Below are 13,198 nucleotides of genomic sequence, written 5' to 3' on the forward strand. Positions count from 1 at the left end.
AACTGGATTGCATAAAAAAAGACAAGAATTACTTTATACACCAACGCTGTAAAGTGGATTTTCAGAATAAAAAAAGGGTAGAAAATTTAGATTTTCTACCCTTTTTTTTAACCTATTTATTATGTTTTCTGCGTTTTGGATTATTACATTGGTTGTTTTTAATACAGATGTGAATCATTCGCATTGAGAAGTGTCCATTTTTTTTCGCTATTGAGTTTAAAAGTCCCAATATGCTCCTTGTTCCATTCATTCGGCCCAATCAAAGAAAGAAAATTGATTCCTTCGGCGTCTCTGTACAAATGATAAATTTCGCCAATTACTGGTTCAAATGAAAATTTAGCACTATAAACTAATTCGTTCCATTCAAACTCCTCCATCAACTTTTGGTATTGCAGTTTCAGTTCATTGAATTTAATTCCTAATTCTTTATTTACATTATCTATCCCTCTACTTTTCCACGATACCACATCATCAACCCGAATTACAGGCGCTCCTGCACTTGTAGCATAAGGCAAAACATTAGCATTATATCCCGCTTCAACTGAATAAACAACATTATCTGGTTTTTTATTTTCCATTTTATTCTATTTTAATTTCAGGCAAAAATTTACTTGTTTTAAAATTGCGCCTTACCATTCGATTTTTAATAGTAGTCCTGAATGTATCTATTTTGGCTTGCGCCAAAACAAATACGAACATCCAATATTCGCACTACACGTATTTTTGTTTATAATTTTTACTGCAAAGTTAAACAAAAATATAAAATTATCTACAACTGTTTAATAGAAAAAGTGGTGTCGCACAGAAAACAAAACGAGTTAAATAATAAACGATATAAATTAAGTTTTTGCATTTCACGAAAGGGATAATGACAGAAGAAACAACAAGTTGCAACAGCGATTTAAAATAGTTACTTTCTCTAAACAATTTTTAAATAAGTAATTAAAAAAGCATTTCATTGAAAGTAAAAAAAGTACTCCTTCAAAAATGGACAAATGTAATCTTATAATATTTTAAGTTCCGTATTTAATGACTTAGAATGAACTACTTACATTACAAATCAAGTCTCATCTTTCTCCTGAAGAGTAATAAAAGCGTTGCTAAAATGTAAAATTTTGCTAAAGACTTGTTTTTGTTTACTATTTATGTATATTTGTTAAACAAATTAAAAAATACAACCATGAAAAAATTAATTAGTTTATTTACAGCATTATTTCTTTTGGTAAGTTTATCATCTTGTAACAAAGATGATGAATCAACTCCAGGACAAAGTATTACTACCTTTTCGGCTGAAATGTTAATGGGATCAAACGAGGTTCCGGCAAACAACTCTACTGCCATGGGTACCGCAATACTTAAATTTAACAATACTACAAAAGTATTTACAATCACAGTAACGCACAACGTTGCATCTATTACATCAGGACACATCCATAAAGGAGCTGCCGGAGCAAATGGAAGCGTAGTTTTTCCATTTACTGCACTTGCATCGCCAATTAGTTATACGAGTACTGCTCTAACTCCAGAACAAGAGGCAGACCTTATGGCTAATCTTTATTATGTAAATCTGCACTCTTCTACATTTACTGCGGGTGAAATAAGAGGTCAATTGGTTAAGGGAACTACAACCACTACCAATACTGGGGGAGGTTACTAAGTACATATTAGTTAAATGAAATTTATAAGTCTTACTTCTTTCCAAAGAACGTAAGACTTATTTTTGTTTGTGGCATAATGCTAAAACGTACAATCTAAGTGCACAACTTCTTAACCATCTGACAAACAATTGTAATTTCTAATCGTTTACTTCTTATTATTAAATCAAATGTTCTAATGGAATCATTCCAAGTCATTTCAGGCTTCAAATTGGTATTTCTTTGACCTTCTGGTGTAAGCGATTCGGCAACTGTAGGAACAGAAAACCCCTTACTAACCGAAGCATAAAGATTTTTATCGTTATCTAATTTATAAGACAAGCCGAGTCTCGGAGACCACACTGATCCAAAAGTATAGGGCTCTTTATTGGCTTGAGTAGCTGCAAAAACATTTACCAAAGTATAGGAAGTGGTATTTAATGCCAATCCCGTTTCTACATGTAATTTTTGATTGAGCCAAAACTCCATTTGAATAAAAAAGTTACTGTAGTTTCTGTTTTGTTTAAAGGCACTAAACGGATTACCTTGAATACTGCCTTGACCGGGTTGCGACTGATATAAATTCCGATACAGCGTATACTCGTATTTTTCGGTTACTACCTCCATCCCCATACTCAATTCAAAGGGCAAAGCATACATTGTATCCTTGTAATTCACATTCGAACGAAATCCCAGCGACCTTGTATTATCTTCTAAAATATCAAAAGGCCTAGGTTCGTATGCGTCTTTAAAATTTGAAAAAAGGTTGGTTTGCACCGACCACTTTTTTGAAAATCGATGCTCGTAACCCAATCCCAAAAGAAATTTATCATAGGATTCAAAACCCTCGGCTGCAGCCCAAGTACTAGCTGCTTTTTCTGGATTGTTTTTTAAATCAGTTTCATTGATAGAACTTGGAATAAAAGCCTTTAATCGCGTAAAAGTTCCTAAAAAAGATAAATTCTCTTTGCTGCTTAATTTTTGTCTACCATGCAAATTGACTGTTTTCCTTTTGTACGAACTATTGGCTCTAAATCCCTCTGTTTCTAAATCCGTGTAACTGCTGAACAAATAGGTTTTAGCATCTCTATAACCTGCTGAAAGTCGTTGTTGTATTAATCCAAAACTACCACAAGTGAGTGTCGATTTACCAAAAGATTCTTTCACAAGTGTTTCCTTAGAAAATAACTGAATCACACCGCCTAATCCCGATCCGAAACTAGTAGAATTTGGACCTTTTATTATTTCGATTTTTTCAATAGAAGCCAAATCAAGATCATCAAGTGTGGTTTCTCCATCACCAGTAGTAAGCGGAATCCCATCAAAATAAGCTTTTATTTTGGTGGTGCCAAATTGTGCTCTAGAACCAATACCTCGAATCGTTATCCTGTTCGTGTTCAGCGCGCCTTGTTGCATAGTCACTCCAGGAATCCTATTCAGAACTGGCGTGAGTATAATGCCATCACTATTGTTGCTATCTGCAATACTAATTACGGAAACAGCTGCTGCAGTGTTCTGAACTGTATTTTTAATCGTCAAGCTGTTTAATGTAATCGCTGAAAGTGCAATAGTATCCTTTTTGGTTTGTCCAAAAACAATCGCTATACTAAAAAATAAATAGGATATGAAAAATGATTTTTTAAGCAATTGCCTTGTATTTAATGCATTAAATTGGATTATAAAGTTACTGTTTTGTTGGTATAAAGCCCAATACAAAATCAAAATAAGATAGAGCAGAAGCCATACCTCAAACATAAAACTACACAATTATCTGCACCAAAATTCGTTTTAATATTAGTTTTCAACTTAAAATCGATCTTTAGACACACAAAACCAGATTAGGTTAACTGTAAATTATATAAAAAATTAGGATGTCAAATCACAATAAAAATAGATACCTTGCTTGCAAATAGGTTCCCATTTTAAAGAAAAAAAAACGCATAAATATGAAAAAATCATTCCTTTCGCTAGTAGCACTTTCGCTTTTACTTTTAATAATATCTTGCAATAAAGGAAAAGCTGGAGACAGTAAAACGGGCGCTGAAAAATCAGATACCGCTACAACTACTACGACCGAAAAATTAAAACCCCTAACAATTGATACTGTTGATTTTAATAAAAGAATGGTGGCGCTTAGCAATAATGACACCACGGGTAGATGGCCTGTAAAAGCACCTTATCCTTTGGCTGGAGCGTTGCTGCCTTACAACAGAATCATTGCTTATTACGGGAATTTATATTCTACAAGAATGGGTGTTTTAGGAGAACTTCCTCGAAAAGAAATGCTAGCAAAATTACAAGGCGAAGTAGCTAGTTGGCAAGCAGCTGACTCAACAACTAAAGCAATTCCTGCGCTGCATTACATTGCAGTTACTGCACAAGGAGCTCCAGGAAAAAACAACATGCACCGCATGCGTATGCCACACAAACAAATTGACACCATTATCAGTTGGGCAAAACCGATCAATGCATTGGTTTTTTTAGACATCCAAGTGGGACACAGCAGTGTTAAAACAGAAGTAGCTGAACTCGAAAAATACCTAGCCATGCCAAACGTACATTTAGGAATTGACCCTGAATTTTCGATGAAAAATGGAGAGCGACCAGGATCTAAAATTGGACATTTTACAGCAGCTGATATTAATGATGCTATTACTATTTTGGCTGAAATAGTGCGTAAAAATAAATTAACTCCAAAAGTTTTAGTCGTACATCGTTTTACACAAGGAATGGTAAAAAACTATAAAGAAATTAAAACTGTTCCAGAAGTGCAAATTGTAATGGATATGGATGGTTTTGGAAGTAAAGTATTAAAAAAAGATTCTTATATGAGCTATATTTATAGAGAGCCCGTGCAATTTGCAGGTTTTAAATTGTTCTATAAAAATGACAACAAAAAAGACTGGAAAATGTATAGCCCAGAAGAACTGGTAAAATTTACTCCAAAACCAATTTACATTCAGTACCAATAATTTAGTTATGAAAAATATTTTTTACTGCTTTTTTACTGCTTTAATTTTAATGGTTAGCTGCCAAAAAGAAACCCGTAAAAAAACACCTGATGTTCCGGTTGCAGTTGCACCTGAAAAAAAAGTGACGTTAAAAAAAGTAGCTAATGATGCCGAAACCATTCTTTCTAAAAAAGAAGTGCCTATTTTATGCTATCATAACATCCGGGACTTCAAACCAAGTGCAAGTGGAGATGTAAAAGTTTATACCGTAAAACCACCTGCTTTTGCTGAACAAATGAAAGCCTTAGCCGATGCTGGTTATCAAACCATACTGCCCGAACAATTGTATAATTATTTGGTATTTGATGGTCCATTGCCGGCAAAACCAATCTTAATTACCTTTGATGATACTAGAGAAGAGCAGTTTAGTATTGGCGCAGCCGAAATGAAAAAATATGGTTTTAAAGGCGTATTTTTTGTCATGACGGTCTCCATTAACCGTCCCGGATACATGAGCAAAGAGCAAATTAAGGGCCTATCCGACAGTGGAAATGTTGTAGCCGCACACACTTGGGATCACCATATGGTTACCAAATATACTGGTGACGACTGGAATCTACAATTGGTAAAACCCAAAGCAAAACTAGAAGAAATCATTGGTAAACCGATTTCAGATTTTGCTTATCCATTCGGATTGTGGAATACCGCTGCGATACCTGAAATAAAAAAGAGTGCCTATAAAATGGGGTATATCTTAGCTACCAAAAGAGATACAACAGATCCAATTTACACCATCAGACGCATTATCGTTTCTGGAACTTGGTCTACTGAGGGCATGATTAAATCTATCAATTCCTCTTTCAATAAATCAGAGTAATACTGTTTCACGTTCTCCTAGTACACACTATCGACTAAAAGGTTGCGCTGTTAAATTTAAAAAAAGCCACAGATTAAATTGATTTTCAAAGATTTAACTCTAGGAATCATTTTAATCTGTAGCTAAATAAAGGTGCAGTTAAGAATTTTTATGTACAGATTATAGCGTTTTCAATGGCTTACTTCTACTTCTTTTATTGAAATTTTTCGAAAATAAATACTGGTTTATCATAATTAATTGGCACCTCAGTAGTAAAAAAAACTAGTCCCAATACACTACTCTGCACTCCTGAACCTAATAGTAATTTTTCTTCTTTCATTAACAGAGCAATTGGCTTACTTAAACCTAGACCTCCGTACGATTTGTAGTAATAAGCGCCCAACAAAGTATCACCAACTATTTTACCTCGTACATATCCCGAGTCTTTCATGGTTTCATGTCCATAAAATATTTCATATTTTCCCATAAAATAATTATCTCCTGTTGTGAGTGATAAGTAGGCTGTATCTCGTCCATTAATTGCTCTAAAAGAATGTTGTTTTTCTTCCACTTTTCTCTTGTTACAACCAATCATAAAGGTAATTAGCAGTACCATAATTAAGAGATTCCTTAACTTCACGATATTTTTTTTGGGGATTTTTATATTGAGAATATCCATTGAATTTTTCATATTAAGATTTCTTATGTGATCGAGTCTATTTACCAATAACACTTGGTTTTTTGAAAAAGTATCTGTTGAAGTATTCGTAAAACGATTGTCCTAAACGCACAAACTATTTTAAAATATCTAACTCCTAGAAATAAATATCATTTTATACAGATTGTGTTTACTATTATAATCAACTTAAAAAAAAGCACTATTACATTCCAAAGAATACGATAGTGCTTTTTTTTACGAAAATAAAACTATTACCTAGGTGACAACCAACCTTCTGGATTGATTAAAGTTGAGTTTTGAGAAATCATAAATTTCAAAATCGTTTTTCCGGAGTCTCCATTGGTTCTTACTTTACCAATACTTTGTTTGATACTGACCTTATCGCCTTTACTTACAGATACTGAACTTAAATTTTGATATACCGTAAAATAATCTCCGTGCAGTATGGTAACCGCCTTATTTACAGGTGACACAATAATAACGCTAGTTACTTCTCCACCAAAAACAGCTCTTGCAATCGCTCCTTTGTCTGTGGTAATTTCGACACCACTATTATGAATTGTAATGGTGTTAAAGAGTGGATGGGTTTGATTTCCATACCCTAATGAAATAAATCCTTTTTCAACAGGATAAGGTAATCTGCCTCTATTGGCTTTAAAATTATCTGCAATAATTTTAGCCTCTGGTGTCAATTCAATTTTAGTAGATGAAACCGCCGCTTTTGAAACGGGTGCATTTGGATTAGCTTTCGCTTTTTCTAACGCCGCTTTTCTATTGGCCGCTGCAATCGCTTCCCGAATCAACTTGTTAATTTGCCTATCAATTGTTCGGTATTCTTGTTGTCTTTTTCTAATTTCTTGGGCAATCTTATTTTTATCTTTTTTAATTGTATTAACCAGTTTTAACTGTTCCCTTTTTTCCTTTTCTAATGACAAACGTTCCTTTTCGTTTTCGGCGATCAGTTTTTGTTTGGCTGTTTTTTGTACGTTTAACTTTTGATTAAAATCAGCAAGTTTATCTGATTTGACTTTTATTTCCTCGCCTTGCATTTTTCGATACCCAGTATATTGCTTCATGTATTGTGCCCTTTTATAGGCCTGCAAAAAGTTTTCAGAGGACAATAAAAACATAGCTCTACTTTCGGCGGAACGACTTTTATATGATTTTACGATCATTTCTGCGTAATCCTCCTTAAGTTCAGCCAACTCTTTCTTGAGTTTGTTAATCTGAACTTGGTTAATATACATGTCGTTTTTAAGCAATTTCGTTTGCTTCTCTGTGGTCGTGATTAATTTCTCTTTCAGCTTAATTTTTGTACTTTGAATAACAACTACATTAACAGCTGATTTTTCTTTTTTCTTTACCGATTGTAGTAACTTTTCATTTTCACGAATTTCTTTTTGAATTTGAGCTTTGCGTTCTTCTAATTTTTCTTGTTGTGATTCTTGACTCCATAAAAATGAAGTCATACAAATAAAAATTAGGGTAAGGAGAAATTTTGGCATGTTAAAAAAATATTTTGGCTAATTTACTTAATTAAAATTCTTTTGTACCCATTTGGCACACTATAAGGAAAAGAAAGTTCTTCATTGAACGAAACCGAGTTGTATTCCAAATTGATTTCGGTGTTTCCTTTTTTCTGAAACGTATTGATTAAAACACTTGTTGGCAATATCGCCTCATTGTAGACCTTATTATCCGGATAAGCCACTTTGATCATTCGGTCTTCGGTAGTTTGTGTAATTTCTTGTTTTTCGATTAAAAAAGTATTCGAATCCAAAAAGAATGATTTTTTGGTACTGTCATTTGAAATAGCATCCAATCGATAGGTTTTTTCCAATACTGACTCTGAATATTTTCCTTTTGTCAAATCATCAATAGCTTTGCCCAAAAGCATGTTTTGGATTTTATTATAATCCAAATCTGTTCCCAGCCATCGGCTTAAACTACTGAAATCCCCTTCAAAATAACTTCCATTTATTTTTTCATAATAATTGACAGACTTGGGCGTAATCAATGCTTTTGCCATCGTGATTCCGAGAAATCGAATGCTTATCAAAATTTGTTCGTCTTTCTTAATCCTAATTTCTGCTGTGACATTCTGAGTTTGCTTGTTATCAGAATAGCGCGCACTAGACTTAATATATAATGTAGAAAACTGATTTTTATTGTTGTAATAATTTTCTATTATTTTTTTTGCTGACATTTCATTTAATGCTGCAACAGGCTCGTTACTAGCAGCTACAGCAACTGCTTTGGATTTACACGAAAGTACAAAAACAGAAAGTACAAGTACTAATGCTATTTTTTTCATTACTTTTTTTCTTTTAATAATTGATTGGCTTTGGTAAAAAACAAGTCTTTTTTCTTGAAATCTCCCAATCCGTTGTAGGTCTCTCCTAATTGAATATTGAAATTAATTTCTAATTCCCTATTCTCTACTACATAATCCATGCCCATTTCTAGAAAGTCTTTGGCTTTTTTATATTGCTTTAACTGATTGTTCGCTAATCCGGCATAGTAATAAAACTGAGCTTGGGTTGGGAAACTTTCTACCAAAAGCATAGCGTTTGTAGCAACACTTTCAAATTGTTTCAACTCTGTTTGCGCTTGCAGCAAAAGTAAATTCGTTTCTATATCATCTTGCGACCCTGTTTTCAAAGCTAGATTATAATATTTAATTGCTTTTTCCCATTGTTTTTTGACCGTAAAAAACTTCCCTATTTCTTTTGCTACTGCTACCGATTTATCAGTTTCAAAATAGCTAACGGCTTTCTCTAAATCAGCTGCGTATTGCGGATTTTTCTCCGTAAAAAGTAAAAACTCGTTTAAAATTCGGTGCTTAATTTTCGAATCAATTTTGGCACTAGCCAAAACAATATTCATCGCGTTTATTGTTTTTGGACCATCATTAGCATCCAAATATTTTTTGAATAAAGTTACCTGCGCCCATTCTGAATTTGGGATAGCCTTTTCTAATTTTTGAACAATTTCAAATGCTTTTTTCTCTTCATCATTTTTAGAATACAAAAATATCAAGCTGATATAATTAGACTCTTCTTGCGGATTTTTTTCAATCAACTGTTCCAGATTGGTAATTTCAGCGTTCTGAAATTTCCCTACAGATAGAATCTGACTTTTGTATAATTCTCTGCGATCTGTTTTTCCGGCAGTTTCATTGAGTTCTTGAATTAAAGCCAACGCTTTGTCAAACTGGTTGGTTGCCATGTAAAGCGAAGTTAAATCCTCTTTGTACTTGGGGTCGAATTCAATCAATTTATTAATGACCGTAATTCCTTGAGTGAAATTTTTAGTATCGTAACTCACATCATACATTCCCACCCAAAACCATTTATTTTTGGGATCGATTTGAGTAGCTTTTTCAAAAGAAGAATAGGCACTTTTATATTCTTTTAACGCCAAGTAATTTTTTCCTAATTCGTAATATACAGAAGCGTCATCAGGCTTGAATTTATTGGCTTTTTCTAGCGCCTCTATTGCTTTGTCATAATTTTCAATTCCCTTTTGCATTAAGGATTCGAAAAAAAGTTCTTGAAACTGATCTGCATCCAGCTTAATGTCTTCTGGTTCTGTTTGTGACCATAGCAGAGCAGAATTGCATTGCAAAGCGAGCAGTAGTCCTATAAAAAGTCTTTTTTTCATTATTCCTTTTGTTCTCCTTTCGGATGAGGATTATTCTAAAACAGAGTAATCTCCAATACTGATACTGGTAAAGTTGCCATCAAAATTAGCGTGATTTCCGATCATGGCATTATCGAGATTTGCATTTTTTATGTGCGTATGCGTTTGTATCAAACTGTTTTGTATGGTACTATTTACAACGTGACAACTGTTTCCTAAAGAAACATTTGGACCAACAGTAGCATTGATTAAAATGACATCTTTACCAATATAACAAGGCGGAATAATGGTTGCATTTTCTAATTTTACGGTATCATCTACTAAATGTATGCCGTCCTGGTGCAAGAAACCTAGCATTCGAGAATTAGTCTCTACGGTTACATTTTTATTTCCACAATCCATCCATTCATCTACCTTTCCTGGGACAAATTTCATTCCTTTGGCCATCATTTGCTTAATACCGTCATTGATTTGGTATTCGCCTCCATGGATAATATTGTTGTCTAGTACTAACTGCAATTCGTTTTTTAGTACTGCCACATCTTTAAAATAATAAATCCCAATGACAGCCAAATCTGAAACAAATGTTTCCGGTTTTTCAACCAATTCTACTATTTCATTTGCTTCGTTTAGTTTTACCACACCAAAAGCTTCTGGCTGATCTACTTGTTTGACCCAAATCACACTGTCGGCATTTTTATCTAAATCGAAATCAGCCCGAATCAACGTATCTGCATACGCAATTACTGCAGGTCCGCTCAATGAATCTTTGGCACACATAATGGCGTGACCGGTTCCTAGCGCTTCGTTTTGGTAGTATATCGTGCCTCTTGCGCCTAGTTTGTGAGCGATAGCTATTAATTCCTCCTCTACTTTACTACCAAAAGTTTCATGAATGATGAATGCTACTTCCTCAATTTCTTGATTCAATACGCCTGCAATATCCTCAACTAGGCGGTGTACAATTGGTTTTCCAGCAATAGGAATTAATGGTTTAGGAATGGTTAATGTATGCGGGCGAAGGCGAGATCCGCGTCCAGCCATAGGAACAATTATTTTCATGCTTTTTATTTTTTTTAAACGCAAAGTTCACGAAGGATTTCGCAAAGCTCGCAAAGTTTTATTTTATTTTTTTAGACACAAATTAAACGGTTTATAGCGATTTGTATGCCTTTTTATTTGAAATGTTTATTTATCAATTTTCAAAACTGATCACTGTGACTGATCGCTGAACATTGAACACTGAATACTTATTTCACTCCCGTGCTTCCAAAACCACCTTCACCTCTGGAAGTTTCAGTTAATTCCTGAACTTCTATCCATTCAGCGCGTTCATGTTTAGCGATGATGAGTTGTGCTATGCGTTCTCCGTTTTCGATTACAAACGGTTCGTTGGATAAATTTACTAAAATTACTCCTATTTCACCACGATAATCGGCATCAATAGTTCCCGGAGAATTGAGCACTGTAATCCCATTTTTTGCAGCTAGTCCGCTTCGGGGTCTTACTTGCGCTTCATAACCAATAGGCAACTCTAAGAACAAGCCTGTTTTTACAATAGTTCTTTCTAACGATTTTAATGTTATTGGTTCAGAAATATTGGCACGTAAATCCATTCCTGCTGATGCTATGGTTTCATAGTTTGGCAAGGCATGTTGTGATTTGTTGATGATGTTTATTGTCATTTTTATTTATTATTTAAGAACAAGTATCAACTTGTCTATTTACACTATTTATGTTTTGGATTCTGGGTTCTAGCCGTGATGGAAGTGAAAAGCCTTTTTTATGAAATTGTATTTTTTCATGATTTGAAAGAGCGACCGCAGGAAGCTCCTTTTAAATCGTAGAAAAAAGCAATTTCAGGAAAAAGCTTGCAACGTACAGCGCGATTGGCTCCTTAAAATTATTTTACTTTGCTTTTCTTTTGATGATTTTAAGTACCATTTCTTTTTCGTTATAATAGATGAAATATAGAAATATTCCAGATAATAGAATTCGTATTGTATAACTTTCTCTTACATAAGGAATATAAAATGAGATTGCTGAAAACAATATTGTAACTCCTAAATAAGTCATTATTTTATTGATATCATATGGGATTGGATATTTCTTTTGTCCCATTTTATAGGAAATAATCATCATACTTCCGTAAGCAGCGATAGTTGCAATGGCTGAACCATAATAACTAATTTTCGGAATTAATAAGTAATTTAAAATTAATGTAACTGCAGCCCCAATTATAGAAATGTATGCTCCAATTTTAGTCTTATCAATCAATTTATACCACACCGATAAATTAGTATAAATTCCTAAGAAAAAGTTAGCAATAACAATTAACGGCACCACTTTTATAGCATCCCAATAACTTGGATTTGGCACCAATGGTTGTTTTAATAAATCGAGAAAAGCAATAACAAAAAAACAAATGAATGATCCAAAAATTACGAAATACTTAGTAATTGTTGCATACGTTTGTTGCGCATTTTCATTGCTTGCATGGCTAAAGAAAAAAGGTTCAATTCCTAAAGTATAAGCTGTTCTAAACAAAACCATAAACATCCCAATTTTATAACATGCCGCATAAGCACCAATATCTTCCTTAGAAACATCAAGCCATTCTAATAAAATTTTATCAAAATGTTCATTGATTGCAAAGGCAATTCCAGCAACAAGAATTGGAAATCCATAACGCATCATTTTTTTCCAAAGGATCAAATCAAAACTCCATTTTACTCTGAAATAATTTGGCGAAAGCACTAAAAAGGTTACTAAACTCGCCATTAAACTAGAAACAAAAATATAACCAACCTCAAAATTCACTAAATATATTGTACTAAAAAAACTTGATGGATTTGATTTCGCAAGTTTTGGCAATAAATAAAGGAAAAACACATTCAATCCAAGATTAATCAATACGTTTCCTATTTTTATTATAGCATAGCTCATAGGTCTTTTTTCAGCACGAAGCTTAGAAAAAGGCACAATTACCAAAGCATCTAATGTTAATATCCAAATTGTGTATGTTACATATTGAACGTCAATATTTGACCAATCTGAAAGTGTTTTTCTATTGATTAATGCAATTCCCAAAAATGCAATAGACGTCCAAAAAAGTGAAATTGTAGTCGTAGAAACAACACTCTTCTTATTATCCTCACTATTGTAAAATCTAAAAAAAGCAGTCTCCATTCCGTACGATAAAATTACGTTGAAGAATACCAGCCAAGCAAAAACTATGGAAACATCTGCAAATTCCTGTTTAGGTAATTTATCAACATAAAATGGGTTAAGTAAAAAGCTAATCATACGTGGTAAAACCGTCGCTAAACCATAGATTACTGTTTGCTTAAAAAGATTTTTGTATAAACTCAAAATGATTTTTTTATGGTGTAAAAATAAGGTTTCAGATACAGATTTTCACTAATTAACACGAATT

At 33.5% G+C, this 13,198-nt stretch carries 12 protein-coding genes; 3 read left to right on the forward strand and 9 right to left on the reverse strand.

What is annotated here, in order from left to right:
• Positions 1-158 precede the first annotated feature (158 nt).
• Complete coding sequence (locus ACNQGO_RS03925; RefSeq protein WP_417945613.1) at positions 159-578, reverse strand: DUF2452 domain-containing protein; 420 nt, start codon at positions 576-578, stop codon at positions 159-161.
• 602 nt (positions 579-1,180) lie between these two features.
• On the opposite strand from ACNQGO_RS03925, the gene ACNQGO_RS03930 reads away from it, so the two are divergent.
• Positions 1,181-1,657: a CHRD domain-containing protein gene (locus tag ACNQGO_RS03930; RefSeq protein ID WP_417984280.1), complete on the forward strand. Its 477-nt coding sequence runs from the start codon at positions 1,181-1,183 to the stop codon at positions 1,655-1,657.
• A 94-nt stretch (positions 1,658-1,751) separates the two neighbouring features.
• On the opposite strand, the gene ACNQGO_RS03935 is transcribed toward ACNQGO_RS03930, so the two are convergent.
• The gene (locus tag ACNQGO_RS03935; protein ID WP_417984281.1) at positions 1,752-3,281 is read right to left on the reverse strand and encodes a TonB-dependent receptor domain-containing protein; all 1,530 of its coding nucleotides are present in this window, start codon (positions 3,279-3,281) and stop codon (positions 1,752-1,754) included.
• 299 nt (positions 3,282-3,580) lie between these two features.
• On the opposite strand from ACNQGO_RS03935, the gene ACNQGO_RS03940 reads away from it, so the two are divergent.
• Positions 3,581-4,606 carry a hypothetical protein gene (locus tag ACNQGO_RS03940; protein WP_417984283.1) on the forward strand — a complete coding sequence of 342 codons (1,026 nt, stop codon included), beginning with the start codon at positions 3,581-3,583 and terminating at the stop codon, positions 4,604-4,606.
• Between the two features lie 7 nt (positions 4,607-4,613).
• Positions 4,614-5,462, forward strand: coding sequence for a polysaccharide deacetylase family protein (locus tag ACNQGO_RS03945; RefSeq protein WP_417984285.1), 849 nt, complete (start codon positions 4,614-4,616; stop codon positions 5,460-5,462).
• A gap of 193 nt (positions 5,463-5,655) precedes the next feature.
• On the opposite strand, the gene ACNQGO_RS03950 is transcribed toward ACNQGO_RS03945, so the two are convergent.
• The 7 genes from ACNQGO_RS03950 to ACNQGO_RS03980 all read right to left on the reverse strand — a co-directional run bounded on the left by ACNQGO_RS03950 (position 5,656) and on the right by ACNQGO_RS03980 (position 13,134).
• Positions 5,656-6,057, reverse strand: coding sequence for a hypothetical protein (locus ACNQGO_RS03950; protein WP_417984287.1), 402 nt, complete (start codon positions 6,055-6,057; stop codon positions 5,656-5,658).
• 314 nt (positions 6,058-6,371) lie between these two features.
• Positions 6,372-7,589: a murein hydrolase activator EnvC family protein gene (locus ACNQGO_RS03955; RefSeq protein WP_417984289.1), complete on the reverse strand. Its 1,218-nt coding sequence runs from the start codon at positions 7,587-7,589 to the stop codon at positions 6,372-6,374.
• A 59-nt stretch (positions 7,590-7,648) separates the two neighbouring features.
• A complete protein-coding gene (gene lolB1 / locus ACNQGO_RS03960; protein ID WP_417984291.1) occupies positions 7,649-8,434 on the reverse strand; it encodes a lipoprotein insertase outer membrane protein LolB1 in 786 nt (261 codons plus the stop codon).
• Positions 8,434-9,783 (reverse strand): tetratricopeptide repeat protein, encoded by a 1,350-nt coding sequence (locus tag ACNQGO_RS03965; RefSeq protein WP_417984293.1) that lies wholly within the window; start codon positions 9,781-9,783, stop codon positions 8,434-8,436. The genes lolB1 and ACNQGO_RS03965 overlap by 1 nt, the downstream gene beginning before the upstream one ends.
• A gap of 30 nt (positions 9,784-9,813) precedes the next feature.
• A complete protein-coding gene (locus ACNQGO_RS03970; RefSeq protein WP_417984295.1) occupies positions 9,814-10,824 on the reverse strand; it encodes a sugar phosphate nucleotidyltransferase in 1,011 nt (336 codons plus the stop codon).
• A gap of 188 nt (positions 10,825-11,012) precedes the next feature.
• The gene (gene dut / locus ACNQGO_RS03975; protein ID WP_417984297.1) at positions 11,013-11,447 is read right to left on the reverse strand and encodes a dUTP diphosphatase; all 435 of its coding nucleotides are present in this window, start codon (positions 11,445-11,447) and stop codon (positions 11,013-11,015) included.
• Between the two features lie 223 nt (positions 11,448-11,670).
• The gene (locus ACNQGO_RS03980) at positions 11,671-13,134 is read right to left on the reverse strand and encodes a lipopolysaccharide biosynthesis protein (RefSeq protein WP_417984298.1); all 1,464 of its coding nucleotides are present in this window, start codon (positions 13,132-13,134) and stop codon (positions 11,671-11,673) included.
• Positions 13,135-13,198: the final 64 nt, after the last annotated feature.

Origin of the sequence: Flavobacterium frigidum, from assembly GCF_048286735.1 — a bacterium.
Lineage (GTDB): Bacteria > Bacteroidota > Bacteroidia > Flavobacteriales > Flavobacteriaceae > Flavobacterium.

What these genes read in the sequence shown, in the direction of transcription:
- ACNQGO_RS03955 (WP_417984289.1), bottom strand. Translation starts at nt 7,589, where the DNA reads ATGACTTCATTTTTATGGAGTCAAGAATCACAACAAGAAAAATTAGAA.
- lolB1 (WP_417984291.1), bottom strand. Translation starts at nt 8,434, where the DNA reads ATGAAAAAAATAGCATTAGTACTTGTACTTTCTGTTTTTGTACTTTCG.
- dut (WP_417984297.1), bottom strand. Translation starts at nt 11,447, where the DNA reads ATGACAATAAACATCATCAACAAATCACAACATGCCTTGCCAAACTAT.
- ACNQGO_RS03940 (WP_417984283.1), top strand. Translation starts at nt 3,581, where the DNA reads ATGAAAAAATCATTCCTTTCGCTAGTAGCACTTTCGCTTTTACTTTTA.
- ACNQGO_RS03930 (WP_417984280.1), top strand. Translation starts at nt 1,181, where the DNA reads ATGAAAAAATTAATTAGTTTATTTACAGCATTATTTCTTTTGGTAAGT.
- ACNQGO_RS03965 (WP_417984293.1), bottom strand. Translation starts at nt 9,783, where the DNA reads ATGAAAAAAAGACTTTTTATAGGACTACTGCTCGCTTTGCAATGCAAT.
- ACNQGO_RS03970 (WP_417984295.1), bottom strand. Translation starts at nt 10,824, where the DNA reads ATGAAAATAATTGTTCCTATGGCTGGACGCGGATCTCGCCTTCGCCCG.
- ACNQGO_RS03945 (WP_417984285.1), top strand. Translation starts at nt 4,614, where the DNA reads ATGAAAAATATTTTTTACTGCTTTTTTACTGCTTTAATTTTAATGGTT.
- ACNQGO_RS03925 (WP_417945613.1), bottom strand. Translation starts at nt 578, where the DNA reads ATGGAAAATAAAAAACCAGATAATGTTGTTTATTCAGTTGAAGCGGGA.
- ACNQGO_RS03950 (WP_417984287.1), bottom strand. Translation starts at nt 6,057, where the DNA reads ATGGTACTGCTAATTACCTTTATGATTGGTTGTAACAAGAGAAAAGTG.